The organism is [Clostridium] citroniae WAL-17108 (genome assembly GCF_000233455.1).
Taxonomy (GTDB): domain Bacteria; phylum Bacillota; class Clostridia; order Lachnospirales; family Lachnospiraceae; genus Enterocloster; species Enterocloster citroniae.
This window is the reverse complement of the sequence record NZ_JH376430.1, coordinates 38,607-64,910: the sequence shown is the minus strand read 5'-3', so window position 1 is coordinate 64,910 and position 26,304 is coordinate 38,607. Positions and strand designations below refer to the sequence as shown.

Annotated in this window: 38 protein-coding genes and 1 tRNA gene; 37 read left to right on the top strand and 2 right to left on the bottom strand. The window is 47.3% G+C overall.

Annotation, left to right across the window (positions count from 1 at the left end):
* Positions 1-827: 827 nt before the first annotated feature.
* Positions 828-901: transfer RNA gene (locus tag HMPREF9469_RS26185), tRNA-Val, on the bottom strand.
* 240 nt (positions 902-1,141) lie between these two features.
* On the opposite strand from HMPREF9469_RS26185, the gene ade reads away from it, so the two are divergent.
* Both ade and HMPREF9469_RS26175 read left to right on the top strand, forming a co-directional pair.
* Positions 1,142-2,908 carry an adenine deaminase gene (gene ade, locus HMPREF9469_RS26180; protein ID WP_007869361.1) on the top strand — a complete coding sequence of 589 codons (1,767 nt, stop codon included), beginning with the start codon at positions 1,142-1,144 and terminating at the stop codon, positions 2,906-2,908.
* Between the two features lie 127 nt (positions 2,909-3,035).
* On the top strand, positions 3,036-3,929 hold the full coding sequence (locus HMPREF9469_RS26175) for a S8 family peptidase (protein ID WP_007869360.1): 894 nt from the start codon (positions 3,036-3,038) through the stop codon (positions 3,927-3,929).
* 114 nt (positions 3,930-4,043) lie between these two features.
* Here HMPREF9469_RS26175 and HMPREF9469_RS26170 read toward each other — a convergent pair whose 3' ends face one another.
* Entirely contained in the window at positions 4,044-4,904 is an 861-nt protein-coding gene (locus tag HMPREF9469_RS26170) for a class I SAM-dependent methyltransferase (protein ID WP_007869359.1), read from the bottom strand.
* Between the two features lie 299 nt (positions 4,905-5,203).
* On the opposite strand from HMPREF9469_RS26170, the gene HMPREF9469_RS26165 reads away from it, so the two are divergent.
* The 35 genes from HMPREF9469_RS26165 to HMPREF9469_RS26000 all read left to right on the top strand — a co-directional run bounded on the left by HMPREF9469_RS26165 (position 5,204) and on the right by HMPREF9469_RS26000 (position 26,162).
* Positions 5,204-6,562 carry a PspC-like choline-binding domain-containing protein gene (locus HMPREF9469_RS26165; RefSeq protein WP_007869358.1) on the top strand — a complete coding sequence of 453 codons (1,359 nt, stop codon included), beginning with the start codon at positions 5,204-5,206 and terminating at the stop codon, positions 6,560-6,562.
* Between the two features lie 390 nt (positions 6,563-6,952).
* Complete coding sequence (gene rpsJ, locus HMPREF9469_RS26160) at positions 6,953-7,270, top strand: 30S ribosomal protein S10 (protein WP_002566515.1); 318 nt, start codon at positions 6,953-6,955, stop codon at positions 7,268-7,270.
* Between the two features lie 217 nt (positions 7,271-7,487).
* Positions 7,488-8,123, top strand: a complete 636-nt coding sequence (gene rplC, locus HMPREF9469_RS26155; protein ID WP_007869348.1) for a 50S ribosomal protein L3 — start codon at positions 7,488-7,490, stop codon at positions 8,121-8,123.
* Between the two features lie 28 nt (positions 8,124-8,151).
* Positions 8,152-8,772 (top strand): 50S ribosomal protein L4, encoded by a 621-nt coding sequence (rplD, locus tag HMPREF9469_RS26150; protein WP_007869345.1) that lies wholly within the window; start codon positions 8,152-8,154, stop codon positions 8,770-8,772.
* The gene (gene rplW, locus HMPREF9469_RS26145; protein WP_007869344.1) at positions 8,772-9,071 is read left to right on the top strand and encodes a 50S ribosomal protein L23; all 300 of its coding nucleotides are present in this window, start codon (positions 8,772-8,774) and stop codon (positions 9,069-9,071) included. Before rplD ends, rplW begins: the two co-directional genes overlap by 1 nt.
* 118 nt (positions 9,072-9,189) lie before the next feature.
* Positions 9,190-10,035 carry a 50S ribosomal protein L2 gene (gene rplB / locus HMPREF9469_RS26140; RefSeq protein ID WP_007869341.1) on the top strand — a complete coding sequence of 282 codons (846 nt, stop codon included), beginning with the start codon at positions 9,190-9,192 and terminating at the stop codon, positions 10,033-10,035.
* A gap of 20 nt (positions 10,036-10,055) precedes the next feature.
* The gene (gene rpsS / locus HMPREF9469_RS26135; RefSeq protein ID WP_007869338.1) at positions 10,056-10,340 is read left to right on the top strand and encodes a 30S ribosomal protein S19; all 285 of its coding nucleotides are present in this window, start codon (positions 10,056-10,058) and stop codon (positions 10,338-10,340) included.
* Positions 10,341-10,371: 31 nt separating this feature from the next.
* Positions 10,372-10,758 carry a 50S ribosomal protein L22 gene (gene rplV, locus HMPREF9469_RS26130; RefSeq protein ID WP_007869335.1) on the top strand — a complete coding sequence of 129 codons (387 nt, stop codon included), beginning with the start codon at positions 10,372-10,374 and terminating at the stop codon, positions 10,756-10,758.
* A 9-nt stretch (positions 10,759-10,767) separates the two neighbouring features.
* The gene (gene rpsC / locus HMPREF9469_RS26125) at positions 10,768-11,424 is read left to right on the top strand and encodes a 30S ribosomal protein S3 (RefSeq protein ID WP_007869332.1); all 657 of its coding nucleotides are present in this window, start codon (positions 10,768-10,770) and stop codon (positions 11,422-11,424) included.
* Positions 11,424-11,861, top strand: a complete 438-nt coding sequence (gene rplP, locus HMPREF9469_RS26120; RefSeq protein WP_002566507.1) for a 50S ribosomal protein L16 — start codon at positions 11,424-11,426, stop codon at positions 11,859-11,861. The genes rpsC and rplP overlap by 1 nt, the downstream gene beginning before the upstream one ends.
* The gene (rpmC, locus tag HMPREF9469_RS26115; RefSeq protein ID WP_007869329.1) at positions 11,851-12,054 is read left to right on the top strand and encodes a 50S ribosomal protein L29; all 204 of its coding nucleotides are present in this window, start codon (positions 11,851-11,853) and stop codon (positions 12,052-12,054) included. Before rplP ends, rpmC begins: the two co-directional genes overlap by 11 nt.
* Before the next feature lie 96 nt (positions 12,055-12,150).
* On the top strand, positions 12,151-12,405 hold the full coding sequence (gene rpsQ, locus HMPREF9469_RS26110; RefSeq protein WP_040417435.1) for a 30S ribosomal protein S17: 255 nt from the start codon (positions 12,151-12,153) through the stop codon (positions 12,403-12,405).
* A gap of 25 nt (positions 12,406-12,430) precedes the next feature.
* Positions 12,431-12,799 carry a 50S ribosomal protein L14 gene (rplN, locus tag HMPREF9469_RS26105; protein WP_007869326.1) on the top strand — a complete coding sequence of 123 codons (369 nt, stop codon included), beginning with the start codon at positions 12,431-12,433 and terminating at the stop codon, positions 12,797-12,799.
* 13 nt (positions 12,800-12,812) lie between these two features.
* Positions 12,813-13,118: a 50S ribosomal protein L24 gene (rplX, locus tag HMPREF9469_RS26100; protein ID WP_007869324.1), complete on the top strand. Its 306-nt coding sequence runs from the start codon at positions 12,813-12,815 to the stop codon at positions 13,116-13,118.
* Positions 13,119-13,141: 23 nt separating this feature from the next.
* Entirely contained in the window at positions 13,142-13,681 is a 540-nt protein-coding gene (rplE, locus tag HMPREF9469_RS26095; RefSeq protein WP_007869322.1) for a 50S ribosomal protein L5, read from the top strand.
* A 16-nt stretch (positions 13,682-13,697) separates the two neighbouring features.
* Positions 13,698-13,883 carry a type Z 30S ribosomal protein S14 gene (locus HMPREF9469_RS26090; RefSeq protein WP_002604691.1) on the top strand — a complete coding sequence of 62 codons (186 nt, stop codon included), beginning with the start codon at positions 13,698-13,700 and terminating at the stop codon, positions 13,881-13,883.
* Positions 13,884-13,915: 32 nt separating this feature from the next.
* Positions 13,916-14,317, top strand: coding sequence for a 30S ribosomal protein S8 (gene rpsH / locus HMPREF9469_RS26085; RefSeq protein ID WP_007869317.1), 402 nt, complete (start codon positions 13,916-13,918; stop codon positions 14,315-14,317).
* 164 nt (positions 14,318-14,481) lie between these two features.
* On the top strand, positions 14,482-15,024 hold the full coding sequence (gene rplF, locus HMPREF9469_RS26080; RefSeq protein WP_007869315.1) for a 50S ribosomal protein L6: 543 nt from the start codon (positions 14,482-14,484) through the stop codon (positions 15,022-15,024).
* Between the two features lie 17 nt (positions 15,025-15,041).
* A complete protein-coding gene (rplR, locus tag HMPREF9469_RS26075) occupies positions 15,042-15,410 on the top strand; it encodes a 50S ribosomal protein L18 (RefSeq protein WP_007869311.1) in 369 nt (122 codons plus the stop codon).
* Positions 15,411-15,425: 15 nt separating this feature from the next.
* Complete coding sequence (rpsE, locus tag HMPREF9469_RS26070; protein WP_002566497.1) at positions 15,426-15,935, top strand: 30S ribosomal protein S5; 510 nt, start codon at positions 15,426-15,428, stop codon at positions 15,933-15,935.
* 15 nt (positions 15,936-15,950) lie between these two features.
* The gene (gene rpmD, locus HMPREF9469_RS26065; protein WP_007869301.1) at positions 15,951-16,133 is read left to right on the top strand and encodes a 50S ribosomal protein L30; all 183 of its coding nucleotides are present in this window, start codon (positions 15,951-15,953) and stop codon (positions 16,131-16,133) included.
* A 25-nt stretch (positions 16,134-16,158) separates the two neighbouring features.
* Complete coding sequence (gene rplO, locus HMPREF9469_RS26060) at positions 16,159-16,599, top strand: 50S ribosomal protein L15 (protein ID WP_007869300.1); 441 nt, start codon at positions 16,159-16,161, stop codon at positions 16,597-16,599.
* On the top strand, positions 16,599-17,915 hold the full coding sequence (gene secY, locus HMPREF9469_RS26055; protein WP_007869298.1) for a preprotein translocase subunit SecY: 1,317 nt from the start codon (positions 16,599-16,601) through the stop codon (positions 17,913-17,915). Before rplO ends, secY begins: the two co-directional genes overlap by 1 nt.
* Positions 17,916-18,021: 106 nt before the next feature.
* The gene (locus HMPREF9469_RS26050) at positions 18,022-18,666 is read left to right on the top strand and encodes an adenylate kinase (RefSeq protein ID WP_007869295.1); all 645 of its coding nucleotides are present in this window, start codon (positions 18,022-18,024) and stop codon (positions 18,664-18,666) included.
* Positions 18,667-18,669: 3 nt separating this feature from the next.
* Positions 18,670-19,416: a type I methionyl aminopeptidase gene (map, locus tag HMPREF9469_RS26045; protein ID WP_007869292.1), complete on the top strand. Its 747-nt coding sequence runs from the start codon at positions 18,670-18,672 to the stop codon at positions 19,414-19,416.
* A gap of 13 nt (positions 19,417-19,429) precedes the next feature.
* Entirely contained in the window at positions 19,430-19,693 is a 264-nt protein-coding gene (locus tag HMPREF9469_RS26040; RefSeq protein WP_007869290.1) for a KOW domain-containing RNA-binding protein, read from the top strand.
* Positions 19,694-19,706: 13 nt separating this feature from the next.
* On the top strand, positions 19,707-19,925 hold the full coding sequence (gene infA, locus HMPREF9469_RS26035) for a translation initiation factor IF-1 (protein WP_007869287.1): 219 nt from the start codon (positions 19,707-19,709) through the stop codon (positions 19,923-19,925).
* Between the two features lie 199 nt (positions 19,926-20,124).
* Positions 20,125-20,238, top strand: coding sequence for a 50S ribosomal protein L36 (gene rpmJ / locus HMPREF9469_RS31585; protein ID WP_003497809.1), 114 nt, complete (start codon positions 20,125-20,127; stop codon positions 20,236-20,238).
* Positions 20,239-20,264: 26 nt separating this feature from the next.
* Complete coding sequence (rpsM, locus tag HMPREF9469_RS26030) at positions 20,265-20,633, top strand: 30S ribosomal protein S13 (RefSeq protein ID WP_007869285.1); 369 nt, start codon at positions 20,265-20,267, stop codon at positions 20,631-20,633.
* 88 nt (positions 20,634-20,721) lie between these two features.
* The gene (gene rpsK, locus HMPREF9469_RS26025) at positions 20,722-21,123 is read left to right on the top strand and encodes a 30S ribosomal protein S11 (RefSeq protein WP_007869284.1); all 402 of its coding nucleotides are present in this window, start codon (positions 20,722-20,724) and stop codon (positions 21,121-21,123) included.
* 25 nt (positions 21,124-21,148) lie between these two features.
* Positions 21,149-21,742, top strand: coding sequence for a 30S ribosomal protein S4 (gene rpsD / locus HMPREF9469_RS26020; RefSeq protein WP_007869283.1), 594 nt, complete (start codon positions 21,149-21,151; stop codon positions 21,740-21,742).
* 166 nt (positions 21,743-21,908) lie between these two features.
* Positions 21,909-22,871 carry a DNA-directed RNA polymerase subunit alpha gene (locus HMPREF9469_RS26015; protein ID WP_007869282.1) on the top strand — a complete coding sequence of 321 codons (963 nt, stop codon included), beginning with the start codon at positions 21,909-21,911 and terminating at the stop codon, positions 22,869-22,871.
* A 161-nt stretch (positions 22,872-23,032) separates the two neighbouring features.
* Positions 23,033-23,569, top strand: coding sequence for a bL17 family ribosomal protein (locus HMPREF9469_RS26010; RefSeq protein WP_007869272.1), 537 nt, complete (start codon positions 23,033-23,035; stop codon positions 23,567-23,569).
* 230 nt (positions 23,570-23,799) lie between these two features.
* Entirely contained in the window at positions 23,800-25,044 is a 1,245-nt protein-coding gene (locus tag HMPREF9469_RS26005) for a hypothetical protein (RefSeq protein ID WP_007869271.1), read from the top strand.
* 122 nt (positions 25,045-25,166) lie between these two features.
* Positions 25,167-26,162 (top strand): hypothetical protein, encoded by a 996-nt coding sequence (locus tag HMPREF9469_RS26000; RefSeq protein ID WP_007869265.1) that lies wholly within the window; start codon positions 25,167-25,169, stop codon positions 26,160-26,162.
* Positions 26,163-26,304: the final 142 nt, after the last annotated feature.

The following is a 26,304-nucleotide window of genomic DNA, read 5'->3' as shown; positions in this document are numbered from 1 at the left end:
ATTTTCTTTAGGATTTCGGATTTTCAAAAAGGGTTGAAGGATAGTTGTTAAATATTCGTGCATTTCTTATGTACTTAGTATAGCATGCAATCCTCCAAAATGTTTGAATGTTCCTTGAATAGATTATTAAGAATTTCTTAATTCAAATATACGAGAAAATAACGGCCGGTCCTAGATGGAGAGAGTGCCTTGCAGAATCACATATCTGAGGCACAAAACTCCTTTGGCCCCCTATCACCGTATTTGGGTGTCCTGCAAGGCAACGGATGGAGGCGCACTTCAGCGTACGCAGATTAATGTTAACGCGGCCAGCCGCCAAAAGATGGCTGGATAGAGACGAATAAACGGCGCAGCACAAAAGAATCCCCCAGAGTTGCCCTCTGGGGGATTCACTTTGTCCGATGGACCATAACCACATACTTTAGCTAAATTTATTATAATCCGAGTGGTGAGAAATGTCGATAGCATTTTCAGGATAACAATCATACCGTACTTATGGAAAATAATTGCTATATAACTGCAGCTTCGTCTTTCGCGACTGCATACTGGGAGATCTGTTCCACAAACTTACCACTGTCTGAATGGGATAGAAGTTAAGAACCCCTTATAAAGGGGGATGGCCCGGTCTGGTACGCCCTTTCAGGCGCCAGTACCGGGCCGCGTCATCTCTGACTGAAATCAATATATCACAGTTTGGGATGAAACTCAATAGTAGTCAGATAATCGTAATGAAGCGTAATATTTCTTACAAAAAAGTTGGGCTTTTGCGAAAGAAAGTATGAAGAAAAAACCGCCTGAGTACATCCGTGCACTCGGGCGGTTTTTAGTGGAAGTAATGGGGCTCGAACCCATGACCTTTCGCGTGTGAGGCGAACGCTCATCCCAGCTGAGCTATACTTCCATGAGAATATTATAGCACGATAAATTGGAAATACAAGTGTTTCATTCCTAATAATGTAAAAAAATTGCAGAATATTGTACTTTCCATCATATTATAGTATTATGATATCAACTACATTGGGGCGGATGTACTCCCAAAGTCTCCCCGGAACCCGGCTTTGCGGCTGGCAAGAATCAACTCGCAAATCTGGGTGCCGGAGACTCGGAGGGTACACGGATGAATAAAAGGAGGTAGTTTTTTGTGGACCTATATGGGGATTTAAGGAAAATGATGGATGTGGCATCAGGCAGGCGCAAGGCATCCCTGGTATTAAAAGGCGGGACGGTTGTGAATGTTTTTACGGAAAAGACCGAGGTGGCTGATATCGCCATCGAGGACGGATACATAGCTGGCATAGGGGATTATGAGGGGGAGCACAATGTGGACCTGTCGGGCCGGTACATCTGCCCCGGCTTTATTGACGGTCATATACATATTGAAAGCGCCATGGTGTCACCTCCTGAATTTGAGAAGGCGGTCCTGCCTCACGGCACCACGGCTGTCATAGCGGATCCCCATGAGATCGGCAATGTGGCCGGCTGCCAGGGGATCGACTATATGCTGGAGACCACCAAAGACCTGGATCTGGATGTATTTATCATGATGCCCTCCTGTGTTCCTGCCACGGCTTTGGATGAGTCGGGGGCTGTTCTGGGACCGGAGGATCTAAAGCCTTACTACGACAACCCGCGTGTGCTGGGCCTTGCGGAGGTGATGAACTCCCTGGGAGTGGTTGCCGGAATGGATGACTTGATGGGGAAACTCAGTGATGCCGGCAGCAGGGGAAAGGTGATAGACGGCCATGCTCCGTTTTTGGAGGGAAATGGGCTGAATGCTTATGTGTGCGCCGGGGTGCTCTCGGACCATGAGTGTTCAGATATTGATGAGGCGCTGAAAAAGCTTGGCAGAGGCCAGTACATCATGATAAGGGAGGGGACCGCGGCCAGGAACCTGGAGGCGCTGATGCCACTGTTTGCCGCCCCTTATTATGAGCGCTGCATGCTGGTCACGGACGACAAACACCCCGGTGATCTGATCTCCATGGGGCATATTGACTATATCATACGCAAGGCTGTTTCACTGGGGGCGGATCCCATAAAGGCCATTAAGATGGGGACTCTCCACAGCGCCAGGTACTTTGGCTTAAAGGACAGAGGGGCCGTCATGCCCGGACTGCGGGCAGACCTGGCAGTGCTGGAGGATTTAAAAGATTTCCGTGTGCTGGCCGTGTATAAAGACGGGAAACTGGCAGCGGAAAAGGGCGTATGCATTCAGGAAAAGGAGGACAAAAGCCGGGAGCTGGCATCTGCATTCCCAAGGGTATTTGATTCCTTCCATCTGGATGAAATTACATTAAAGGACCTGGAGCTGGAAAAGAAGGGAACCATGCAGCGTGTGATCCAGTTTAAGCCCCATGAGCTGCTCACACAAGAGAGGATCCTGCCATGGCCGGATGACGATACTGCCGCGGCGCAGGGGGACAGGGCACAGGGAGTGGATCTGAATGAAGACATTGTAAAGGCAGCTGTCTTTGAGCGCCATTTACATACAGGTCATACCGGCATTGGCTTTATTGGAGGATATGGACTGAAGAAAGGTGCAGTGGCCACCAGTGTGGCCCATGATTCCCACAATCTTATTGTCATAGGTACCAATGACAGGGATATGGTTTTGGCAGCCAATGCCGTGAGAAAGAATAAAGGCGGCCTTGCCGTGGCGGTGGACGGACAGGTGACAGGGGAGCTGGCCCTTCCCATCGGCGGCATCATGACCCAGGCTTCCGTGTATGAGGTGGAATTTCAGCTTGAGAAACTGAAGGAACAGACAAGGGAGCTGGGGATCAGCGAAGACATTGATGCCTTTATGACACTTGCCTTTGTAAGCCTGCCGGTGATACCTAAACTGAGGATCAACTCATATGGCGTCATTGATGTGGACCGGCAGGAGGTTGTGGAGGCAGTCTTTTAAACACCCATGGATCTATAAAAATTAATTTTCCTTTTCACAACGGTATTTTCCCGGGACTGCGGGCGGCGCAGTGGAACGCAATTCATTTTCCCGGAATATCCTAATAAAAAAAGGAGAATATCGTGATGTGAATCAGGCAAGAGAAGACATAAATTGTGACATCGTATATTCCATGGGAATCACGGGGAAAGGGGTTGGTGTTGCAGTCCTGGACACCGGCGTTTATCTCCATGAGGATTTTAAGGATAGAGTAACAGCCTTTGCTGATTATGTAAACCAGAGGCCGCAGCCCTATGACGACAACGGGCACGGGACTCATATATCAGCTATGATAGGAGGGAGCGGCGCTTCCTCGGAAGGAAAGTACAGAGGGGTGGCGCCTGGATGCAGTCTGATATCTGTAAAGGTACTGGATCACAAGGGAAATGGATATGCCTCGGATGTACTGGCAGGATTAAAATGGATCAGGGAGCACATGCAGGAGTACGGCATTCGCATTGTGAACATTTCAGTGGGCTCCCTTTCCAGACGTGATATGACGGAGAACTCCATATTGGTGAGGGGAGTCAATGCGGCCTGGGATGATGGGCTGGTTGTGGTAGTGGCAGCCGGCAACCATGGTCCGGGCCGTATGACCATTACCACACCGGGGATCAGCCGCAAGGTTATCACAGTGGGATGCTCCGATGACCATAAGGAAGTGGAAGTGATGGGAAGCCGGATGGTGGATTATTCCGGCCGCGGTCCCACTTTGGCATGTATCTGCAAGCCGGATATTGTGGCTCCCGGGTCGGGGATCGTCAGCTGCTGCAATGAGCCCGGCCGGTATTTCTCAAAGTCAGGAACCAGCATGTCAACACCTCTGGTATCCGGCGCCATTGCACTTTTACTGGAAAAGTACCCGGAAATGAGCAACAAGGATGTGAAGCTGCGCATCCGTGAACGGGCCGTGAACCTGGGCCTGCCCCATAACCAGCAGGGGTGGGGAAAACTGGATGTGGCCCGCCTGCTGGAAGATTAGACCAGTAACAGATTGATAAAAATAAAAAATGCCTGAGCCCATCGAAGGATGGGTATCAGGCATTTCACGTTCCGGCGCGCCCGCGCTTTTAGGTACAATGAAGCAATCGGAAACCTACGCCTCCCAGCGCCCGGAAGCCCCGCATGGGAGCACCAGTCCTGACTGGGTTACGGGAAGGCCCACCTCCTGGGCATTGACCGTACCGCCAAAGCGGGGAATCACTTCCACTCCCAGCATGTAGCTCAGCACGGAGGGGGCCAGGCCCGTGGTGTATGAGTTGATCAAAAAGAACAGGGGCTTGTCTGAAAGAAGCTGCACGCACAGCTTTACCAGAGGATGGATGGCATCCTCAATTTTCCAGATCTCACCCTTGGGGCCGCGCCCGTAAGAGGGAGGATCCATTATGACCGCGTCATAGCGGTTGCCTCTGCGGATCTCCCGTTCCACAAATTTTACGCAGTCATCCACGATCCAGCGCACAGGGGCGTCCGCCAGGCCGGAGGAGGCGGCATTTTCCTTGGCCCATGCCACCATGCCTTTGGATGCATCCACATGGGTAACGCTGGCTCCTGCTTTTGCGGCTGCCAGTGTGGCGCCTCCAGTGTAGGCAAACAGGTTCAGCACTTTTATGGGCCTTCCCGCCTGTTTGATCTTATCCCCAAACCAGTCCCAGTTGGCTGCCTGTTCCGGAAACAGCCCTGTATGCTTAAAGCTGAAGGGCTTCAGATTAAATGTAAGACCATTATATCCAATGGACCACTGCTCCGGCAGGTCGAAGAATTCCCACTCACCGCCGCCTTTGCTGCTGCGGTGATAATGGCCGTTCATGTGCTTCCAGCCCTTGTGGGTCTTAGCTGTATCCCAGATGACCTGCGGATCAGGACGGACCAGCAGGTAATTGCCCCAGCGCTCCAGCTTTTCACCATTGGAGCAGTCTATGACTTCGTAATCATTCCATTTGTCGGCAAGCCACATAATTATAAAAACCTCATTTCCTCAATATCTGATGTGATAAGTAGCAGATTGCATCATCCCGGCCGCAGGGTTACTGCCTGGATGAAGTATTATAATACAGAGTATAGTCTAAATTGTGTGTAAACGTCAAGTTTATGATAAAAAAGAAAAAATACAGTCTATCGTAAACAAATTGAAAGATAAATAAGGTTGAATAATTACGGGAGCCTTGATACAATATAGGTTAGGATTGCAGGAGTCTCATACTACGTGAATGGCTTCAGCATGGGCGAGTGCAGATGGGAAGAGGAGCTGAGCATATGAAGAAACATACAGTGGCAGTGTGGGTGCTGGCAGCGGTGCTGTCTTTGGGTACGGCTACGATTTCTGCCATGGCGGCGGAAGGTTGGGCCCAGTCCGGGAGCAGCTGGGTTTACTATGATTCCAATGGAAACCGCGTATATAATGCATGGAAAAAGGGGGCGGACAACCAGTGGCGTTATCTGGACGGTGAAGGCAATATGGCCACTAGCGCCTGGGTTGATTCCGATTATTATGTTGACAGCAATGGTATCATACTCACTGACAAGTGGTTGAAACTGACCAATGATGACGGTGAGTACGAGTGGTACTATTTTGGAAGCAGCGGGAAGATGATGTCCGATGCCTGGAAAAAGATCGATAACAAGTGGTATCATTTTGACGGGGACGGACGTATGGAGCTGGGCTGGATCCTGGATGATATGTACTACACGGGAACGGACGGCGTTATGCGGACAGGATGGCAGAAGCTGGAACCCCCGGATGAGGATGATGACAACAGGGACCGCGTCACACCCGGGATCGACAGTGTAACGGATGATGATGGAAGGTATTGGTACTATTTTTCCTCCAGCGGCAAGAAATTCGCACCGGACAGTTCGGACGGAGATTACACGGCGCGTAAGATAGACGGTACATATTATTGCTTTGATGAGACTGGAGCCATGCAGACAGGCTGGAAGAATGTGCGTTCCTCCTCCAATGATTCCATTGAGGATTACATGTATTTCGGCGCTGACGGAAAGGCCAGGATCGGCTGGTACTCCATAGAACCCCCGGATGACCTGGAAGGCTATGACGGTGATGTGGAGTGGTTTTATTTTACAAACAGCGGCAAGCCAAGGGCTGCCGATACAGAGCGGCTGACCACCAATGATATCGTGAAACTGAACGGTAAATCCTATCTGTTTAACCACCTGGGCAACCCGGTTTACGGACTTAAAAAGGTTTATACGGGTTCCGGGGATGATGACTGGACCACCTTCTATTTCGGTGACAAGAACAAGAGTTGCGTGCAGAAGGGTAAGATAAAGGTCACGGAGGACGATGGCAATAAGTCGGATTTTTACTTTGCGGATAACGGCCGCGGGTACAATGGCGTGAAGGATAACTACCTATATTATAAAGGAAAGCTCCAGAAGGCCACGGACGGCCAGAAGTACGTGTGCTACCGGGTGGATAATAAGAACTATGTGGTCAATTCCTCCGGCAAAGTTATGAAGAGCACAAAGGTAAAGAACAGTGACGGGGTAAAGTTTGTTACCAATGCCAGCGGGCAGCTGACATCAGCGGATGAAGATACGGATATTGATTCCTATGTAACAGAACCCATGGAACCCTATTGCACTGAGGATTAAAACATGGATCATTGGGAAAGACTTCTGGTATAACAGAGGTCTTTTCTTTTTGGCCCGTTGGCCATTGAATCAGTATCATAAATAGCAATGCAGATAACTATGCAGAAAAAAATAAAAAAGTACTTGCATTTAATGGAGATGTATGCTATCATAACAAGGCTGTGGCATGATAGCGTTGAAGCGAGAGGTTGCCGCCCACAAAGTGAGGCGGGTTTTCCGTGGAGCGAATGTCAAGTTAGGAAACTGGCGACAAGTCACTGTACCAATTAAAGAAACTGCAGGATAAATGGCAGAATCAGTGTGGAGTTCCGTTGGGACACACACGGAAACGTGTACAGTCACCGCTTGTCGTACTTGGTTTAGAAGTGCGAAAAGGAGGCGACTTTTTTTATGGCAAGTCAAGTAATGAGAATCACTTTAAAGGCTTATGATCATCAGTTAGTAGATCAGTCCGCCGGCAAAATCATCGAGACTGTAAAGAAGACAGGATCACAGGTGAGCGGACCGGTACCGTTACCAACCAAGAAAGAGGTAGTAACCATTCTGCGTGCTGTTCATAAGTACAAAGATTCCAGAGAGCAGTTCGAGCAGAGAACTCACAAGAGACTGATCGACATCACTGCTCCAAGCCAGAAGACAGTTGATGCACTGTCCAGACTGGAAATGCCGGCTGGTGTGTACATCGACATCAAGATGAAAACAAAATAATATTTGTTTTCAAGGGAAAATGTTTATATCCTGAAGGGTTTAAATTATAGAAGCAACACTGCATTTCCTGTTGAGGAATCAACATACCGCACCCGTCCCCCGAGCGTCAGCAAGGGAAGGCTTACGGGCAGGTTCATAGTGTTCCACGTATAGTTAGACTGTTCTAGGATGAATGCGAAAGCATTCCGCTGTAGATCATGAAACAGGAGGTAAGACAATGAAGAAAGCGATTTTAGCAACAAAAGTCGGAATGACCCAGATCTTCAATGAGAATGGTGCTTTAGTTCCGGTAACCGTGCTTCAGGCAGGACCTTGTGTGGTAACACAGGTTAAGACTGCTGAGAACGATGGTTACAAAGCAGTACAGGTTGGTTTCGTTGACAAGAGAGAAAAACTGGTTAACAAGCCGCAGAAAGGCCACTTTGATAAGGCCGGAGTTTCCTATAAGAGATATGTAAGGGAATTCAAATTTGAGAATGCAGAAGAGTATTCTGTAAAAGATGAGATCAAGGCAGACATCTTCGCTGCTGGCGATAAGATTGATGCTACCGCTATTTCCAAGGGTAAAGGCTTCCAGGGCGCCATCAAGAGATATGGACAGCACAGAGGACCCATGGCTCATGGTTCCAAGTTCCATCGTCATCAGGGTTCCAACGGTTCCGCTACCACACCAGGCCGCGTATTCAAGGGCAAAGGTATGCCAGGTCACATGGGCAACAAGCAGATCACCGTTCAGAACCTGGAGGTTGTTAAGGTTGATACCGACAATAACCTGATTCTGGTTAAGGGCGCAGTACCAGGACCTAAGAAGAGCCTGGTTACAATCAGAGAAACCGTTAAGGTTGAAAGGTAAGCTTTTATAGGAAAGGAGGAACACACAGATGGCAAACGTATCTGTTTACAATATGGAAGGTAAAGAAGTTGGCACATTAGAACTGAACGATGCCGTGTTCGGCGTAGAAGTTAACGAGCACCTGGTACATCTTGCAGTTGTTGCACAGCTTGCTAATAAGCGTCAGGGAACACAGAAAGCAAAGACACGTTCTGAGGTTTCCGGCGGCGGTAGAAAACCGTGGAGACAGAAAGGAACCGGTCATGCAAGACAGGGTTCAACCAGATCTCCTCAGTGGAAGGGCGGCGGCGTAGTATTCGCTCCAACACCAAGGGATTACACGATCAGACTGAACAAGAAGGAGAAGAGAGCTGCTCTTAAGTCCGCTCTTACAAGCCGTGTTCAGGACAACAAGTTCATCGTACTGGATGAGCTGAAGTTAGATGAGATTAAGACCAAGAAGTTCCAGAACGTAATGGATAACCTGAAGGTATCCAAGGCGCTGGTAGTTCTGGCTGACAATGATCAGAATGCAGTATTATCCGCAAGGAACATTGCAGACGTTAAGACTGCACAGGTTAACTCCATCAATGTATACGACATTCTGAAGTACAACACAGTAGTAGCTACCAAGGCTGCTGTCGCATCCATCGAGGAGGTGTACGCATAATGGCAGACATTAAGTATTATGACGTCATTTTAAAACCAGTTATCACTGAGAAGAGCATGAACGCCATGTCAGATAGAAAGTATACTTTCATGGTACACGTTGATGCAAATAAGGCTATGATCAAAGAAGCAGTTGAGAAGATGTTCCCGGGCACCAAGGTTGCTTCCGTAAACACCATGAACTGTGACGGTAAGGTTAAGAGAAGAGGAACCACTTTCGGCAGGACAGCTGCTTCCAAGAAAGCAATTGTTAAGCTGACAGAGGACAGCAAGGAGATCGAGATCTTCCAGGGGCTGTAATCTGACCCACCCGCCGGATCCGTCCGGCCGGAGAACTTATACGGCAGCCGGGACATCCCAGATATCCCGAACCCAGAAACGTATGCCGTGAAAAGAAAACGAAAAGGAGTAAAATGTCATGGGAATTAAGAAGTATAATGCTTATACACCTTCCAGAAGACATATGACCGGTTCTGATTTCAAGGAAATCACCAAGGACACCCCAGAGAAATCTCTGGTAGTATCCCTGAACAAGAACGCTGGTCGTAACAATCAGGGTAAGATCACTGTTCGTCACAGAGGCGGCGGCAGCAGAAGAAAATACAGAATTATTGATTTTAAGAGAAACAGCAAGGATGGTATCCCGGCAACCGTTATCGGTATCGAGTACGATCCCAACAGAACCGCCAATATCGCGCTGATCTGCTATGCAGACGGTACCAAGTCTTATATCCTGGCTCCACAGGGCTTAACTGATGGAATGAAGGTTATGAGCGGCGATACGGCAGAGGCAAAGCTTGGCAACTGTATGCCGCTGTATCACATCCCGGTTGGTACACAGGTGCACAATATTGAGTTATATCCAGGTAAGGGCGGCCAGCTGGTTCGTTCCGCAGGTAACGGAGCGCAGCTTATGGCTAAGGAAGGCAAGTATGCCACCTTACGTTTACCTTCAGGTGAAATGAGAATGGTTCCGATCATCTGCCGTGCAACCATCGGTGTTGTTGGCAATGGTGAACACTCCCTGATCAACATTGGTAAAGCTGGTAGGAAGCGCAACATGGGTTTCAGACCTACAGTCCGCGGTTCCGTAATGAACCCCAATGACCATCCACACGGTGGTGGTGAAGGAAAGTGCGGTATCGGCCGTCCTGGTCCTTGTACACCATGGGGCAAGCCTGCTCTGGGTCTGAAGACCAGAAAGAAAAACAAGCAGTCTAACAAGTTGATCGTAAGAAGACGTGATGGCAGAACCATCAAATAGTTAAAGGAGGTTAAGAACACATGGCTCGTTCACTGAAAAAAGGACCATTTGCAGATGCACATCTGTTAAAGAAAGTAGACGCTATGAATGCAGCAGGACAGAAGCAGGTAATTAAGACCTGGTCCCGCCGTTCTACAATCTTCCCACAGATGGTTGGTCATACAATTGCAGTTCATGACGGTAGGAAACACGTTCCGGTATATGTTACCGAAGATATGGTAGGACATAAACTGGGCGAATTCGTAGCAACCAGGACCTATAGAGGTCACGGAAAAGACGAGAAAAAATCCGGCATGAGAAAGTAATTCACGGGTAAATTGAAAGGAGGTTTTACCAATGGCAAAAGGACATAGATCCCAAGTCAAGAGAGAGAGAAATGCCAATAAGGACACAAGACCCAGCGCAACACTGTCTTACGCCAGAGTGTCTGTCCAGAAGGCTTGTTTCGTATTAGATGCCATCAGAGGCAAAGATTTACAGACCGCACTTGGTATTGTAACTTACAATCCCAGATATGCTTCCAGCTTAGTTAAGAAGTTACTGGAATCAGCAGCAGCAAATGCTGAGAACAATAACGGAATGGATCCCGCAAAGCTTTACGTAGAAGAGTGCTACGCAAACCAGGGACCAACCATGAAGAGAGTTAGACCGAGAGCCCAGGGACGTGCTTACAGGATCGAGAAGAGAATGAGCCACATCACTGTTGTTCTGAATGAGAGATAGGAGGCAAATATGGGACAGAAAGTTAATCCACACGGCTTAAGAGTCGGTGTTATTAAAGACTGGGATTCCAAGTGGTATGCAGAAGCTGATTTTGCTGACTGCCTGGTTGAAGATTACAATATTAGAAAGTTCCTGAAGAAGAGACTGTTCAGTGCCGGTATTTCCAAGATCGAAATTGAGCGTGCATCTGACAGGGTAAAGATTATCATCTATACTGCTAAGCCAGGTGTGGTGATCGGTAAGGGCGGCTCTGAAATCGAGAAGTTAAAGAAAGAAGTTCAGAAGCTCACTGACAAGAAGCTGTTCGTAGACATCAAGGAAATCAAGCGTCCTGACAGGGATGCTCAGCTGGTTGCCGAGTCTATCGCAGGACAGTTAGAGAACCGTGTTTCCTTCCGCCGTGCTATGAAGTCCACCATGGGCAGAACCATGAAGGCTGGCGTTAAGGGTATCAAGACTGCTGTTGCAGGCCGCCTGGGCGGTGCTGATATGGCACGTACCGAGTTCTACAGCGAGGGTACTATCCCGCTTCAGACATTAAGAGCAGATATTGACTATGGTTTCGCAGAAGCAGATACAACCTACGGCAAGATTGGCGTTAAGGTTTGGATCTACAAGGGCGAAGTACTTCCTACTAAAGGAAACAAGGAAGGGAGCGATAAATAATGTTAATGCCTAAGAGAGTTAAGCGTCGTAAACAGTTCCGTGGTTCTATGGCCGGCAAAGCATTAAGAGGCAATACGATCTCTAACGGTGAGTACGGTTTAGTCTCTACCGAACCATGTTGGATCAAGTCAAACCAGATCGAGGCAGCCCGTGTTGCCATGACCCGTTACATTAAGCGTGGTGGTAAGGTCTGGATTAAGATTTTCCCGGATAAACCTGTAACAGCAAAGCCAGCAGAAACCCGTATGGGTTCCGGTAAAGGCGCTCTGGAGTACTGGGTAGCAGTTGTAAAGCCAGGCCGTGTATTATTTGAAATCGCTGGTGTACCAGAGGAAACAGCTAGAGAAGCTCTGCGTCTTGCTATGCACAAGCTGCCATGCAAGTGTAAGATTGTTTCTAAAGCAGATTTAGAAGGCGGTGATAACAGTGAAAACTAATAAGTTTGTAGAAGAATTAATGAATAAGTCAGCAAACGAGCTGAATGAAGAGTTAGTAGCTGCGAAGAAGGAACTGTTCAATTTGAGATTCCAGAATGCAACCAATCAGCTGGATAACACCTCTAGGATCAAGGAAGTCCGCAAGAACATCGCAAGGATCCAGACTGTTATCACTGAGAAGGCTAATGCTTGACTGTAAGCGCCTGGTAAGGTATTGTCAAACCTGGTGTGAAGGTTGTTCACGATAAATGCAAAGGTGAACAAAATGGGAAAGGAGATAGAATCTACCGTGGAAAGAAATTTGAGAAAAACCCGTACCGGTAAAGTGGTTAGCAATAAAATGGATAAAACCATTGTTGTAGCAATCGAGGATCACATTAAGCACCCACTGATCGGTAAGATCGTAAAGAAGACCGTTAAGTTAAAAGCTCATGACGAGAAGAATGAATGCGGTATCGGTGATACAGTAAAAGTAATGGAAACAAGACCACTGTCCAAGGATAAGAGATGGAGACTTGTTGAAGTTATCGAGAAAGCAAGATAATTGAGATGAGGAAGGAGTAACAGGTATGGTTCAGCAGGAAACAAGACTTAAAGTTGCCGACAATACCGGTGCAAAAGAACTTCTCTGCATCCGTGTATTAGGTGGTTCAACCAGAAGATATGCAAATATCGGTGATATCATCGTTGCTTCCGTCAAAGATGCAACACCTGGTGGTGTTGTAAAGAAGGGCGATGTTGTAAAGGCTGTTGTGGTACGCTCCAAAAAGGGCGCTCGCCGTAAAGACGGTTCTTATATCAAGTTTGATGAGAACGCAGCTGTAATTATTAAGGATGACAAGACTCCAAGAGGAACTCGTATCTTTGGGCCTGTAGCAAGAGAATTAAGAGACAAACAGTTCATGAAGATTGTCTCCTTAGCTCCAGAAGTATTATAAGGGGGTGTCCACTGTGCATAAAATCAAAAAAGACGACTTAGTAGTTGTAATCGCAGGTAAAGATAAAGATAAGCAGGGTAAAGTGATCTCTGTTGACACAAAGAAGAATAAAGTCCTGGTACAGGGCTGCAATATGATTACCAAGCACACAAAACAGGCTCCCGGTAATCCGCAGGGCGGCATCGTAAATCAGGAAGCTCCCATTGATATCTCCAATGTAATGCTGGTAGTTGACGGCAAGGCAACCAGAGTCGGCTTTGATGTAAAAGACGGCAAGAAGGTTCGTGTTGCAAAGACAACTGGCAAAGTGATTGATTAATTCAGGAGAGGAGGAAAAAAACGTTGGCTAGATTAAAAGAACAGTATCAGAGCGAAATGGTAGACGCGCTGATGAAGAAATTTGGATATAAGAACGTTATGCAGGTGCCGAAGCTGGATAAGATCGTTATCAACATGGGCGTAGGCGAAGCAAAGGAAAATGCCAAGGTCCTGGATTCAGCTGTAAGAGATCTGGAAATCATCTCCGGACAGAAGGCTATTACCACCAAGGCTAAGAAGTCCATCGCTAACTTCAAACTCCGTGAAGGCATGGCAATCGGCTGCAAGGTAACACTGCGCGGCGAGAGAATGTATGAATTCCTGGACCGCCTGGTAAACCTGGCACTGCCCCGTGTACGTGACTTTAGAGGTGTTAACCCTAACGCATTTGATGGCAGAGGAAACTATGCGCTCGGTATCAAAGAGCAGCTGATCTTCCCTGAGATTGAGTACGACAAAGTTGACAAGGTAAGAGGTATGGATATCATCTTCGTTACCACCGCTAAGACTGACGAAGAAGCTCGTGAACTTTTGACATTATTCAATATGCCGTTTGCAAAATAGTTAGGAGGAAACTTTCATGGCTAAGACTTCAATGAAGATTAAACAGCAGCGTCCGGCTAAATTCTCTTCCAGAGAGTACAACCGCTGCAGGATCTGTGGCCGTCCACATGCTTACTTAAGAAAGTACGGAATCTGCCGTATTTGTTTCCGTGAGTTAGCATACAAGGGTCAGATTCCTGGCGTTAAGAAAGCTAGCTGGTAAGATAGAGAGAAAGAGGAAGGAGGCATTTTAAAATGACAATGAGCGATCCGATTGCAGATATGCTTACAAGAATCCGTAATGCAAACACTGCAAAACATGATACAGTAGACGTACCTTCATCCAAGATGAAATTAGCTATTGCTGATATTCTGGTAAAAGAGGGTTATGTTGCAAAGTACGACATGGTAGAGGACGGCGGTTTTGCATCCATCAGAATCACCTTAAAGTACGGTAAAGATAAGAACGAGAAAATTATTTCCGGTATCAAGAGAATCTCCAAGCCTGGTCTGCGTGTGTACGCAAACAAGGAAGAGCTTCCCAAGGTGCTGGGCGGACTTGGTACCGCAATCATTTCCACCAACCAGGGTGTGATCACCGATAAGGAAGCACGTCAGTTAGGTGTTGGCGGCGAGGTTCTGGCATTTGTTTGGTAACTATGGAAACTTCGATGATACTAACCGGGAAAGCCCCTGTTAAGTATCACGAAGCACTTTCGCATGTAAGCGCCTAATGTACGGGCGCTCAGTGCTCAATGCGTGCGACTGAAAACAGAAGGAACGCACAGTTCCTTCCGAGAATTTAAGTAGGAGGTAAAGGCATGTCACGTATCGGTAGAATGCCAGTTGCGGTTCCGGCAGGTGTAACTGTTACAATCGCAGAAGGAAATAAAGTGACTGTAAAAGGTCCAAAGGGAACATTGGAGAGAGATCTCCCAGTAGAGATGACCATCGAGCAGAAAGATGGACAGATTATCGTAAGCAGACCAAACGATTTAAAGAAAATGAAATCTTTACATGGTCTGACCAGAACCCTGGTAAACAACATGATCCATGGTGTTACAGAGGGCTATGAGAAGGTTCTGGAAGTAAACGGTGTTGGTTACAGAGCTGCAAAGCAGGGCAAGAAGCTTACTCTGAACCTGGGCTACTCCCATCCGGTAGAGATGGAAGATCCTGAAGGCATCGAGACCGTCTTAGAGGGACAGAACAAGATCACTGTTAAAGGTATCAATAAAGAAAAAGTTGGCCAATACGCTGCTGAAATCAGAGACAAGAGAAGGCCTGAGCCATACAAGGGCAAGGGTATCAAGTATGCTGACGAGGTTATCAGACGTAAAGTTGGTAAGACTGGTAAGAAATAATTAAGGAGAGTGTAAAAATGGTTAACAAACAGTCAAGAAGCGAAGTTCGCGTAAAGAAACACAATAGAATGCGTAACCGTTTTGCTGGCACAGCAGAGAGACCGCGTCTGGCAGTGTTCAGAAGTAATAATCATATGTATGCTCAAATTATCGACGATACGGTTGGTAACACTTTAGTTGCTGCTTCTACAGTTGAGAAGGAAGTTAACGCTGAACTGGAGAAGACCAATGACAAGGCAGCTGCAGCATATGTAGGTACAGTAATCGCAAAGAGAGCCCTTGAAAAAGGTATCAAGGAAGTTGTTTTCGATAGAGGCGGCTTTATATATCAGGGCAAAATTCAGGTATTAGCAGATGCAGCCCGCGAGGCTGGTCTGGATTTCTAAGAGAGGAGAACAAGCATGAAGCGTACAATTATTGATGCCAGTCAGATGGAACTGAATGACAAGGTAGTTGCGATCAAGAGAGTATCCAAGACTGTTAAAGGTGGACGTACCATGAGATTTTCCGCTCTGGTAGTAGTAGGTGACGGTAACGGCCATGTCGGTGCTGGTTTAGGCAAGGCAGGCGAGGTTCCGGAAGCGATCCGCAAAGGTAAAGAAGCCGCAATTAAGAATCTGGTAGAGATTCCAGTAGATGAGAATAAGAGTATCCCACATGATTTTATTGGTAAATTCGGAAGTGCAGCTGTTCTGTTAAAGAGAGCTCCTGAAGGTACCGGTGTTATCGCCGGAGGTCCCGCACGTTCCGTACTGGAAATGGCAGGAATCAAGAATATCCGTACCAAGTCTTTAGGTTCCAACAACAAGACAAACGTTGTTCTGGCAACACTTGCCGGTTTAACTTCTTTGAAGACACCGGAAGAATTTGCAAGACTGCGCGGCAAATCTGTGGAAGAAATTGTAGGCTAATAGGAGGAGAAAGACATGGCAGAGAAATTAAAGATTACATTAGTCAAGTCCCCTATCGGTGCTGTTCCTAAGCAGAAGGCAACTGTTGCTGCCCTTGGCCTGACCAAGATGCAGAAGACAGTTGAGATGCCAGATAATGGCGCTGTCAGAGGCATGATTGCAAGTGTGAGACATTTGGTAAAAGTTGAAGAAATCTAATCAGATAAAGTAAGGAGGTGCAGTCATGGAATTGTCAAATTTACAGCCTGCTGCAGGTTCAAAGCATAGCGATAATTTTAGAAAAGGCCGTGGCCATGGTTCAGGCAATGGTAAAACCGCTGGTAAGGGCCACAAGGGTCAGAAAGCCCGTTCTGGAGCAACAAGACCTGGCTTTGAGGGTGGACAGATGCCTTTATACAGGCGTATCCCAAAGCGTGGTTTCACCAATATGAATTCTAAGACCATTATAGGTATTAACGTAAGCGCACTGGAACAGTTCGATAACGATGCTGAGGTTACTGTTGAGACATTAATCGAAGCTGGAATCGTTAAGAATCCAAGAGATGGTGTAAAGATCCTTGGAAATGGAGAATTAACCAAAAAGCTGACCGTTAAGGTTAATGCATTCAGTGAAGGTGCAAAATCTAAAATCGAAGCTTTAGGTGGAACCTGCGAGGTGATCTAATGTTTAAAACGATCAGAAATGCATTTAAGGTACAGGAGCTCCGTAAAAAGATTATCTATACCTTTATGATGCTGGTAGTCATCCGTTTTGGATGCCAGCTTCCAATTCCGGGAATCGAAACAACATTCTTTGCGGACTGGTTTGCAAAACAGACAACGGATGTGTTTGGCTTCTTTAATGCCATGACAGGTGGATCATTTTCATCCATGTCCATCTTTGCATTGAGCATCACGCCATACATCACATCCTCCATTATCATCCAGCTGCTGACCATAGCGATTCCAAAACTGGAAGAGCTGCAAAAGGATGGTGAAGACGGCAGGAAAAAGATTCAGGAATACACCCGATATACCACGGTAGCCCTGGCACTGATTGAATCAAGTGCCATGGCCATCGGCTTTGGCCGTCAGGGACTTCTCCTTGATTACAATGCCTGGAATATTATCATTGCCATTGTTACAATGACTACGGGAAGTGCCCTGCTTATGTGGATTGGTGAGCAGATTACGGAAAAGGGCGTTGGAAACGGTATTTCAATTGTACTGTTATTCAACATCCTGTCCAGTGTTCCCAATGATGTGAGGAGCCTTTATTACCGTTTCATCTTCGGACAGACTGTGTTTACAGCAGCTATTGCCATTTTGGTGATTGCTCTTGTGATCCTGGCCATGGTTGTCTTTGTTATCGTGCTAAACGATGCGGAGAGAAGAATCCCGGTTCAGTATTCCAAGAAAATGGTTGGCCGCAAGATGGTTGGCGGACAGGCTTCCAACATCCCGTTGAAGATTAATACCGCAGGTGTAATGCCGGTTATCTTTGCCTCTTCCATCATGTCATTCCCTGTTGTGATCTCTCAGTTCTTTACTGTTGATTACAACTCCATAGGAGGCAAGATTCTGATGGTGCTCAACTCAGGCTCATGGTGCAGACCCGAGTCTCCGGAGTACTCCATTGGTCTGGTGATTTATATTGCATTGCTGATTATGTTCGCTTACTTCTATACGTCCATTACCTTCAATCCGTTGGAAGTGGCTAATAACATGAAAAAGCAGGGAGGCTTTATCCCTGGTATCCGCCCGGGAAAACCAACCAGCGATTATCTAAATAAGATTTTGAATTATATTGTTTTTATTGGTGCATGCGGCCTGATCATCATTGCGGTTGTTCCGATTCTGGCATCCGGTTTATTAAATGTAAGCCATATATCATTTTCAGGAACTTCCTTGATCATTATTGTAGGCGTGGTGCTGGAAACAATCAAAGCAGTAGAATCACAGATGCTTGTGCGTTATTATAAGGGATTTTTGAACGATTAACAACCACAGTTGAATTAATCAATCTGCCTTTGCGGTATTCCACAGGGGCGGATTGATTGCGTTTATAAAGAGTGAGTAGGTGCTCATAACGAGGAGGATCGGTTCTATGAAAATCATCATGTTAGGCGCTCCTGGTGCCGGAAAAGGTACCCAGGCAAAAAAAATTGCAGCAAAGTATCAGATACCCCATATTTCAACAGGAGATATTTTCCGTGCCAATATTAAGAACGGCACAGAACTGGGAATGAAGGCAAAGGCATTTATGGACGCCGGCGGTCTGGTGCCGGATGAGATTACCATAGGCATGCTGCTTGGCCGGATCCATGAAGCTGACTGTCAGAACGGATACGTACTGGATGGGTTCCCAAGGACCATTCCCCAGGCGGAGAGCCTTACAAAGGCGCTGGGCGAGATGGGGGAGTCCATTGACTATGCGGTTAACGTGGATGTGCCGGATGAGAACATTGTAAAGCGTATGTCCGGACGCCGCGCATGTCTGGCCTGCGGTGCTACATATCATATTGAATTCAATCCTCCCAAGAAGGAAGGGATCTGTGATGTGTGCGGTCAGGTACTGGTCCTCAGGGATGACGACAAACCTGAGACAGTTAAGAAGCGCCTTGATGTATATCATGATCAGACTCAGCCTCTTATAGAGTATTATCAGAAAGCAGGCGTTCTGGCACAAGTGGATGGCACCATGGATATGGAAGACGTATTCCAGGCCATTGTTAAGATTTTAGGAGCATAAATAATGGTAACAATTAAATCAGAACGGGAAATTGAATTAATGAGGGAAGCTGGCAGGATCCTTGCTAATGTACACGAAGAACTGGGCAAGGTGGTAAAGCCGGGCATATCTACCAAAGAGATTGACCGAATCTGCGAAGAGATGATCAGGAGCCAGGGATGTATCCCTTCCTTTTTAAACTATCAGGGCTTTCCGGCTTCTGTGTGCATCTCCATCAATGATGAAGTTGTTCACGGAATACCGGATAAGCACCGTTACCTGGAAGAGGGTGATATCGTCAGCCTGGACACAGGCGTTATATGGAAGGGATATCAATCCGATGCTGCCAGGACCCACATTGTGGGGGAAGTGAGCGACACTGCCAGGAAACTGGTGGAGGTGACTGAGCAGAGCTTTTTTGAAGGAATAAAGTATGCAAAAGCTGGCAATCATCTCAATGATATATCCAAAGCCATCCAGGCTTATGCAGAAAGCTTTGGCTTCGGTGTGGTCCGTGACCTGGTAGGACACGGAATCGGTACGGAAATGCACGAGGCTCCGGAAATCCCTAATTTTGCCCAGCGCCGTAAAGGCATCAGGCTGGCGGCGGGAATGACTTTGGCAATTGAGCCTATGATTACTGCAGGGCGCTATGATGTAGCGTGGACGGATGATGGCTGGACCGTTGTGACAGAGGACGGCTCACTGGCATCCCACTACGAGAACACCATCCTGATCACGGATGGCGAGCCTGAGATTTTATCGCTGTAGCAGAGGTGACCCTATGGTAGAGTTTAAAGAAGCCGGCCTGGTAAAAAGTTTAGCAGGTCACGACAAAGATGAACTGTATATCATAATCAGTGTCCAAGGGGAATATGTTAGTCTGTCAGACGGCAGGAGGCATCCCCTGAGTAAACAGAAACGCAAGAACAGGAAACACTTGCAGCTCACAGGTAAATACGATGAAACCTTGAGGAAAAAGCTTACAGAAGGCGGGACGGTGAGCGATGAGGAGATAGCATCCCTGATACGCACCCACAAGCAGTAGGAGGTAAAATAATATGTCCAAATCAGATGTAATTGAAATTGAAGGAGTGGTAATTGAAAAATTACCAAACGCCATGTTCCAGGTTGAACTGGAGAACGGCCATCAGGTACTGGCGCACATCAGCGGAAAGCTTCGTATGAACTATATCCGCATTCTGCCGGGAGATAAGGTGACCATTGAGTTATCACCCTATGACCTGTCCAAGGGCAGGATTATCTGGAGAGATAAATAAAGGCTGCCGGCAGCCCACACCCAACCACAGCCGATGGCGGAGTTGGGGACCCCGCAGGGTACAGCGGCACGGTACAGAGATGCGGTACACCAGGGGAAAAGAAAAAGAATAAATATAGATAAAAAAGTGCTTGCATTTGTTGAAAAAATTTGGTATAATGCTGGAGCAACTTTGTTGGTCTATAGAAAGGAGAATTACTGTGAAGGTTAGATCATCCGTAAAGCCGATCTGCGAAAAGTGCAAGATCATTAAGAGAAAAGGCAGTATCAGAGTAATTTGTGAAAATCCAAAGCATAAACAGAGACAAGGTTAATTAAAATTAGGAGGTGTAATACACACATGGCTCGTATTTCAGGTGTTGACTTACCAAGAGAAAAACGTATTGAGATCGGTCTTACTTACATCTACGGAATCGGTAGAACAAGTTCCAACCGTATCTTAACAGAAGCTGGAGTGAACCCAGATACTCGTGTTAAGGATTTAACCGATGATGAGGTGAAGAAGCTGGCTAACGTCATTGCTGAATCTCAGACTGTTGAAGGTGATCTCCGCAGGGAAATTGCTATGAACATCAAGAGACTTCAGGAAATTGGATGCTACAGAGGAATCCGTCACAGGAAGAGCCTTCCGGTCCGTGGGCAGAAAACCAAGACCAATGCAAGAACCTGCAAGGGACCAAGGAAGACAGTAGCAAACAAGAAGAAGTAATTTAGCAACACGGTAACAGAATTCGATTTGCATGTTTTAAAAACAGGAAGAGCGAATTCAAGAAAATGAGAAAGTAGGTTAGTTTAAAATGGCTAAAAAAGTGTCCACGACTAAAAAAGTTACAAAAAAGCGTGTGAAGAAAAACGTTGAACGCGGACAGGCACATATCCAGTCATCTTTTAATAACACAATTGTTACATTAACTGATGCGCAGGGTAACGCTTTATCATGGGCTAGTGCCGGTGGTCTGGGATTTAGAGGTTCAAGGAAATCTACTCCTTATGCAGCTCAAATGGCGGCAGAAACTGCTACTAAGGCAGCTCTTGTACATGGCTTAAAATCAGTAGACGTTATGGTTAAGGGTCCTGGTTCAGGACGTGAGGCCGCAATCCGTGCCCTTCAGGCATGTGGTTTGGAAGTAACAAGCATTAAGGACGTAACACCGGTTCCACATAACGGATGCCGTCCGCCAAAACGTAGAAGAGTCTGATGATCTTAATTAGGAGGTAATTAAAGTGGCAGTAGATAGAGTTCCTGTTCTTAAAAGATGTAGATCCCTTGGACTGGATCCGGTCTATTTAGGAATTGATAAAAAGTCAAACAGAGAATCAAAAAGATCAAATAAAAAGTTAAGTGAATACGGCATGCAGCTGAGAGAAAAGCAGAAAGCTAAATTCATTTATGGTGTGTTAGAGAAACCTTTCCGTAACTACTATGCTAAGGCATCTAAGATGAACGGCATGGTTGGTACCAACCTGATGATCCTTCTGGAGTGCAGACTGGACAACGTACTGTTCCGTATGGGCCTTGGCCGCACACGTAAGGAGACAAGGCAGATCGTTGACCACAAGCATATTCTGGTTAACGGCAAGCCTGTAAACATTCCGTCTTACCAGGTTAAGGCCGGTGATGTGATCGAAGTAAGAGAGAAGTATAAATCTGCTCAGAGATATAAAGATATTCTGGAAGTGACAGGCGGACGCCTGACACCATCCTGGCTGGAAGTGGACCAGGAGAACCTGCGCGGTACTGTTAAGGAACTGCCAACCAGGGATGAGATTGATGTTCCAGTAAACGAAATGCTTATCGTCGAGTTGTATTCCAAATAATCCTGCCATTCTCTATAGATTGTACAAGGTATGCCTGTCTTTAACGGACAGGCGTACTTTGCAGGACGTAAAACCCGGACTCTGCATTGGCCCAGGTTATGTTCTGCTGTGTGCAGGTTTTATATCCCTCGAGATTTGATAGAAACCCAAAAAGGAGGGGCTATTAGTGTTCGATTTTGAAAAACCAAATATTGAAATCGCAGAGATTTCAGAAGACAAGAGATACGGCAAGTTTGTAGTTGAACCACTTGAGAGAGGTTACGGCACTACGCTGGGCAATTCCTTAAGAAGAATTATGCTTTCTTCTTTACCCGGAGCCGCAGTGAGTCAGGTAAAAATCGATGGCGTTTTGCATGAGTTCAGTTCTATTCCTGGAGTAAAGGAAGATGTAACTGAGATTATTATGAACATCAAAAGCTTAGCGATCAAGAACAACAGCGATACCGATGAACCCAAGGTTGCATACATTGAATTTGAGGGTGAAGGCGTAATTACTGCAGCAGATATCCAGGCAGATGCTGATATCGAGATCATGAATCCTGACCAGGTCATCGCTACATTAAGCGGCGGCACGGACAGTAAATTCTACATGGAGCTCACCATTACAAAGGGCCGTGGATATATCAGCGCGGATAAGAATAAGAACGATGATCTGCCGATCGGCGTGATCGCGGTTGATTCCATCTATACCCCGGTAGAGCGTGTCAATATGGCTGTTACCAACACTCGTGTTGGCCAGCAGACTGACTTTGACAAACTGACACTTGAGATCTATACCAACGGCACCCTGGCTCCCGATGAGGCAGTCAGCCTGGCAGCCAAGGTACTCAGCGAGCATCTGAACCTGTTCATTGACCTTTCAGAGAATGCCAAGACAGCAGAGATCATGGTAGAGAAGGAAGACAATGAGAAGGAAAAAGTACTTGAGATGAATATTGACGAACTGGAGCTTTCCGTTCGTTCTTACAACTGTCTGAAGAGAGCCGGTATCAATACCGTGGAGGAACTGTGCAACAGGACTTCCGAGGATATGATGAAGGTTCGTAACCTGGGACGCAAATCCCTTGAGGAAGTGCTGGCTAAGCTGAAAGAATTGGGCTTGCAGCTGAATCCAAGTGATGACAACTAAGCGACCGAGCAATGCGAGGAAGCTGGTATATTAACACCCCGGCCAGTAAGTCCAAAGAAGCATGGCCGAGGCAGCCAAATAAATATGTGGGCGTCAATGCCTGAACCAGTAAGTCCGAGGAAGCATGGTGAAGGTGTTCCACAATAACGGAGGAAAATACAATGGCAGGATATAGAAAATTAGGAAGAACTTCCGATCAGAGAAAGGCTCTGATCAGAAGCCAGGTAACAGCACTGTTATATCATGGTCACATCAGGACAACTGAGACCAGGGCAAAGGAGATCCGCAAAGTTGCAGAAGGACTGATCGCCATGGCAGTGAAGGAAAAAGACAACTATGAGACCGTTAAGGTTACTGCTAAGGTTGCCCGCAAGGACAAAGACGGCAAGAGGGTCAAAGAGGTTGTTGACGGCAAGAAAGTTACTGTATATGATGAAGTGGAGAAGGAAATCAAAAAGGATATGCCTTCCAGACTGCATGCAAGAAGGCAGATGTTAAAGGTCCTTTACGGCGTGACCGAGGTTCCTTCCACACCAGCCGGCAAGAAGAAAAATACCAAGTCTGTTGACATGGTAGCTAAGCTTTTTGATGATATTGCTCCTAAGTACACAAGCCGTAACGGTGGTTACACCAGAATCGTTAAGGTTGGTCCGCGTAAGGGCGATGCTGCAATGGAAGTTCTCATTGAATTAGTATAATCCAAATCATAATAGGGCTGCAGATGCGCGTAAGTGTGTCTGCAGTCTTTTTGCGTGCGCCTGTCGGCGCACATTGATTCTCCCCCCGGCCGCTTTTTTGTCAGAACTTTGTAAAATTACGAAAACATCGCAAGAATATCGTAAGTTGACGCAAAACTGTCATCTGGGCTATAATAGAAACAGGTAAAGAAAATATAAGGGTGCAGCCCTTTGGAGGAGGTTGAGCGTTCATGAGAAGCATGAAACGAATGTTATGCCTGGCCCTGACAGCAGGCACGCTGATGACAGCGATGCCCGTACAGGTTTTGGCAGCCAGCGACTATAAGTATATAACAAGTGTCTCACTAAAGGTGAGCATTGATCTGGATTCAGGAGATGAGGTGAACAGCGGAGACAGCCTGGGAACCAGTTCCAGCGACAGCGGAAGCAAGGTGTACTCCTCGTCCAGCAAATATGAGGTGGCGTCAGCAGAGTGGACGAATGATAAAGAGGTGGGCATTGGGGATACCCCCAAGATCACCGTGTGGCTGGAGCCCAATACATCCAGCAGCAGTGCCTATGAATACCGTTTCCGCAGCAGCTACAGCTCCAACAATGTAAGTATCAGCGGCGGAACCTTTGTATCAGCCACCAAGAGCGGAAGCGACTTGAAGGTGGTCCTTAGGGCAACGGGGATCAAGGGAACCTATGAGCCCCCGGAGGACGCTGAGTGGGGAAGCAGTAAGGGAAGGGCCAGATGGGAAGCAGGGGAGAACAGCTCAGGGTATTATGATGTATATCTCTACCGCGGTTCATCGGTCGTTAAAAAGCTGGAGGACTACAAGGGAACCTCCTACAATTTCTATCCCTACATGACCAAGGAGGGGGATTACTCCTTTAAGGTTAGGACCGTGCCTCACACGGATGAGGAGAAAAAGTACGGCAAGAAGAGTGAATGGACCGAAGCCGGTGACCTGTATATTGATGAGGACGAGGTATCGGACGGCAGCGGCCAGGATAACGGAGGCAGCACTCCCAGCGGCGGCAATACGGACGTGGGCTGGAGAAAGGAAGGGGATTACTGGTATTTCCGGTACCCGGACGGAAACCTTCAGAAGAACGGATGGCTTAAATGGAACGACAAGTGGTATCTCTTTGACACCTCAGGCCGTATGCTCACGGGATGGCAGCAGACAGGCGGATACTGGTACTACATGGGTGACAGCGGAGATATGAGGAAGGGATGGATCAAGAGCGGCAATATCTGGTATTATCTGAATCCCAATGATGGCGGACCGGAAGGAGCCATGGTAAAGAACTGCTGGCTGACTATTAACGGCAAGACATATTTTATGAATGAGAGCGGAGCCATGGTGGAGGGATGGTACAAGGTGGAGAACAACTATTACTATTTCTACCCGGGTGACGGATCCAAGGCAGTGAATACATCCATTGACGGATTTATCCTGGATGCCAATGGAGTCTGGCAGCATTAGAGACTGATCGGGGCCGGTCTTCCTGAAGTCTGATTGAGGTTTGTGGGAGCAATGTGAGGAAAAGATTGTGTGGCGGCATTTTTCATAGAGGAGATCAAAAAGGACAGTTGAAAGGAGATACTATGAAAAAGAGCAGATATGCAGTGACAGCCGCTGCAGCAATATGGATGGTTATTGGCCTGGGCATGACAGCCCAGGCTAAGTCCGCGTATAGGCTGGAGATTGAAAACCAGTATGACAGCCAGGGTGTCAGCAGGGATGATAATGACAAAAATAAGGTCCATCCCCTGGAGCCGGATGTATATGTATCCGAGGAGGATTCAGACGCCATTGAGATGCTGTCGGATGTGTCCTGGTCCAAAAGCCCTGAGAACTGGACAGCGGGCAATGATGTGACGGGTACGGTTTATCTGGGAAGCAGCACGGGGCTTACCAAGAGCAGTTTGGAGATTAAGGTGGTCAATGGCCGCAATGATGCACAGATCACCTCTGTAAAGAAGTACACGGGCAGTGATTACGAGGCGGATTCCGGGTACGTGTATACGGTCAAGTTCACCTACCAGGCCGCGGCCCAGTTAGACAGCACCACCTGGGCCGGATGGGACAGTGATAACCCCTCTGTTGCCACCTGGAACAGCGTAAAATTCGCCAATACCTACCGTGTGGTGCTCTATGACGACCAGGGGTCAGTGGTGAGTCAGATCGTGGAGGGAGCCACCTCCTACGACTTTTCTCCCTTTATGACCAAGTCCGGCACAGCCTACTATTTTGAGGTGGCTGCCATTGCAAGGAACGGAAACCAGCAGGACTATCTGGAGGACGGAGAACCGGTAAGCTCCCTTTCCTCCCAGTCAAATGATCCGGGCATTACAGACGGCACCTGGGGGGATTACCAGCAGGGGCGGCGCTTTACCTATCATGACGGTACGGTCGCTGCCGGCAAATGGGAACGCATTATGAGCAAATGGTACTATTTCAGCCCGGAGGGATACGCGGTAACGGGATGGAACGAGCTGGACGGCAAGTGGTATTATATGTACCAGGACGGATCCATGGCCGCGGGGACTACGACACCGGACGGATATCAGGTGGGCGGTGACGGGGCCTGGGTGCAGTAGACTGCCGGCCATGTGCAGGCACGGGTAAATGTCCGGCGGTAAATCGATATAACATATATAAGTTGAATCCCCAAAGAGCAATGTCTCTTCGGGGATTCTTTCTTAAAATGGTCATTCCTTACATGGTCCAGGCTGCATATCA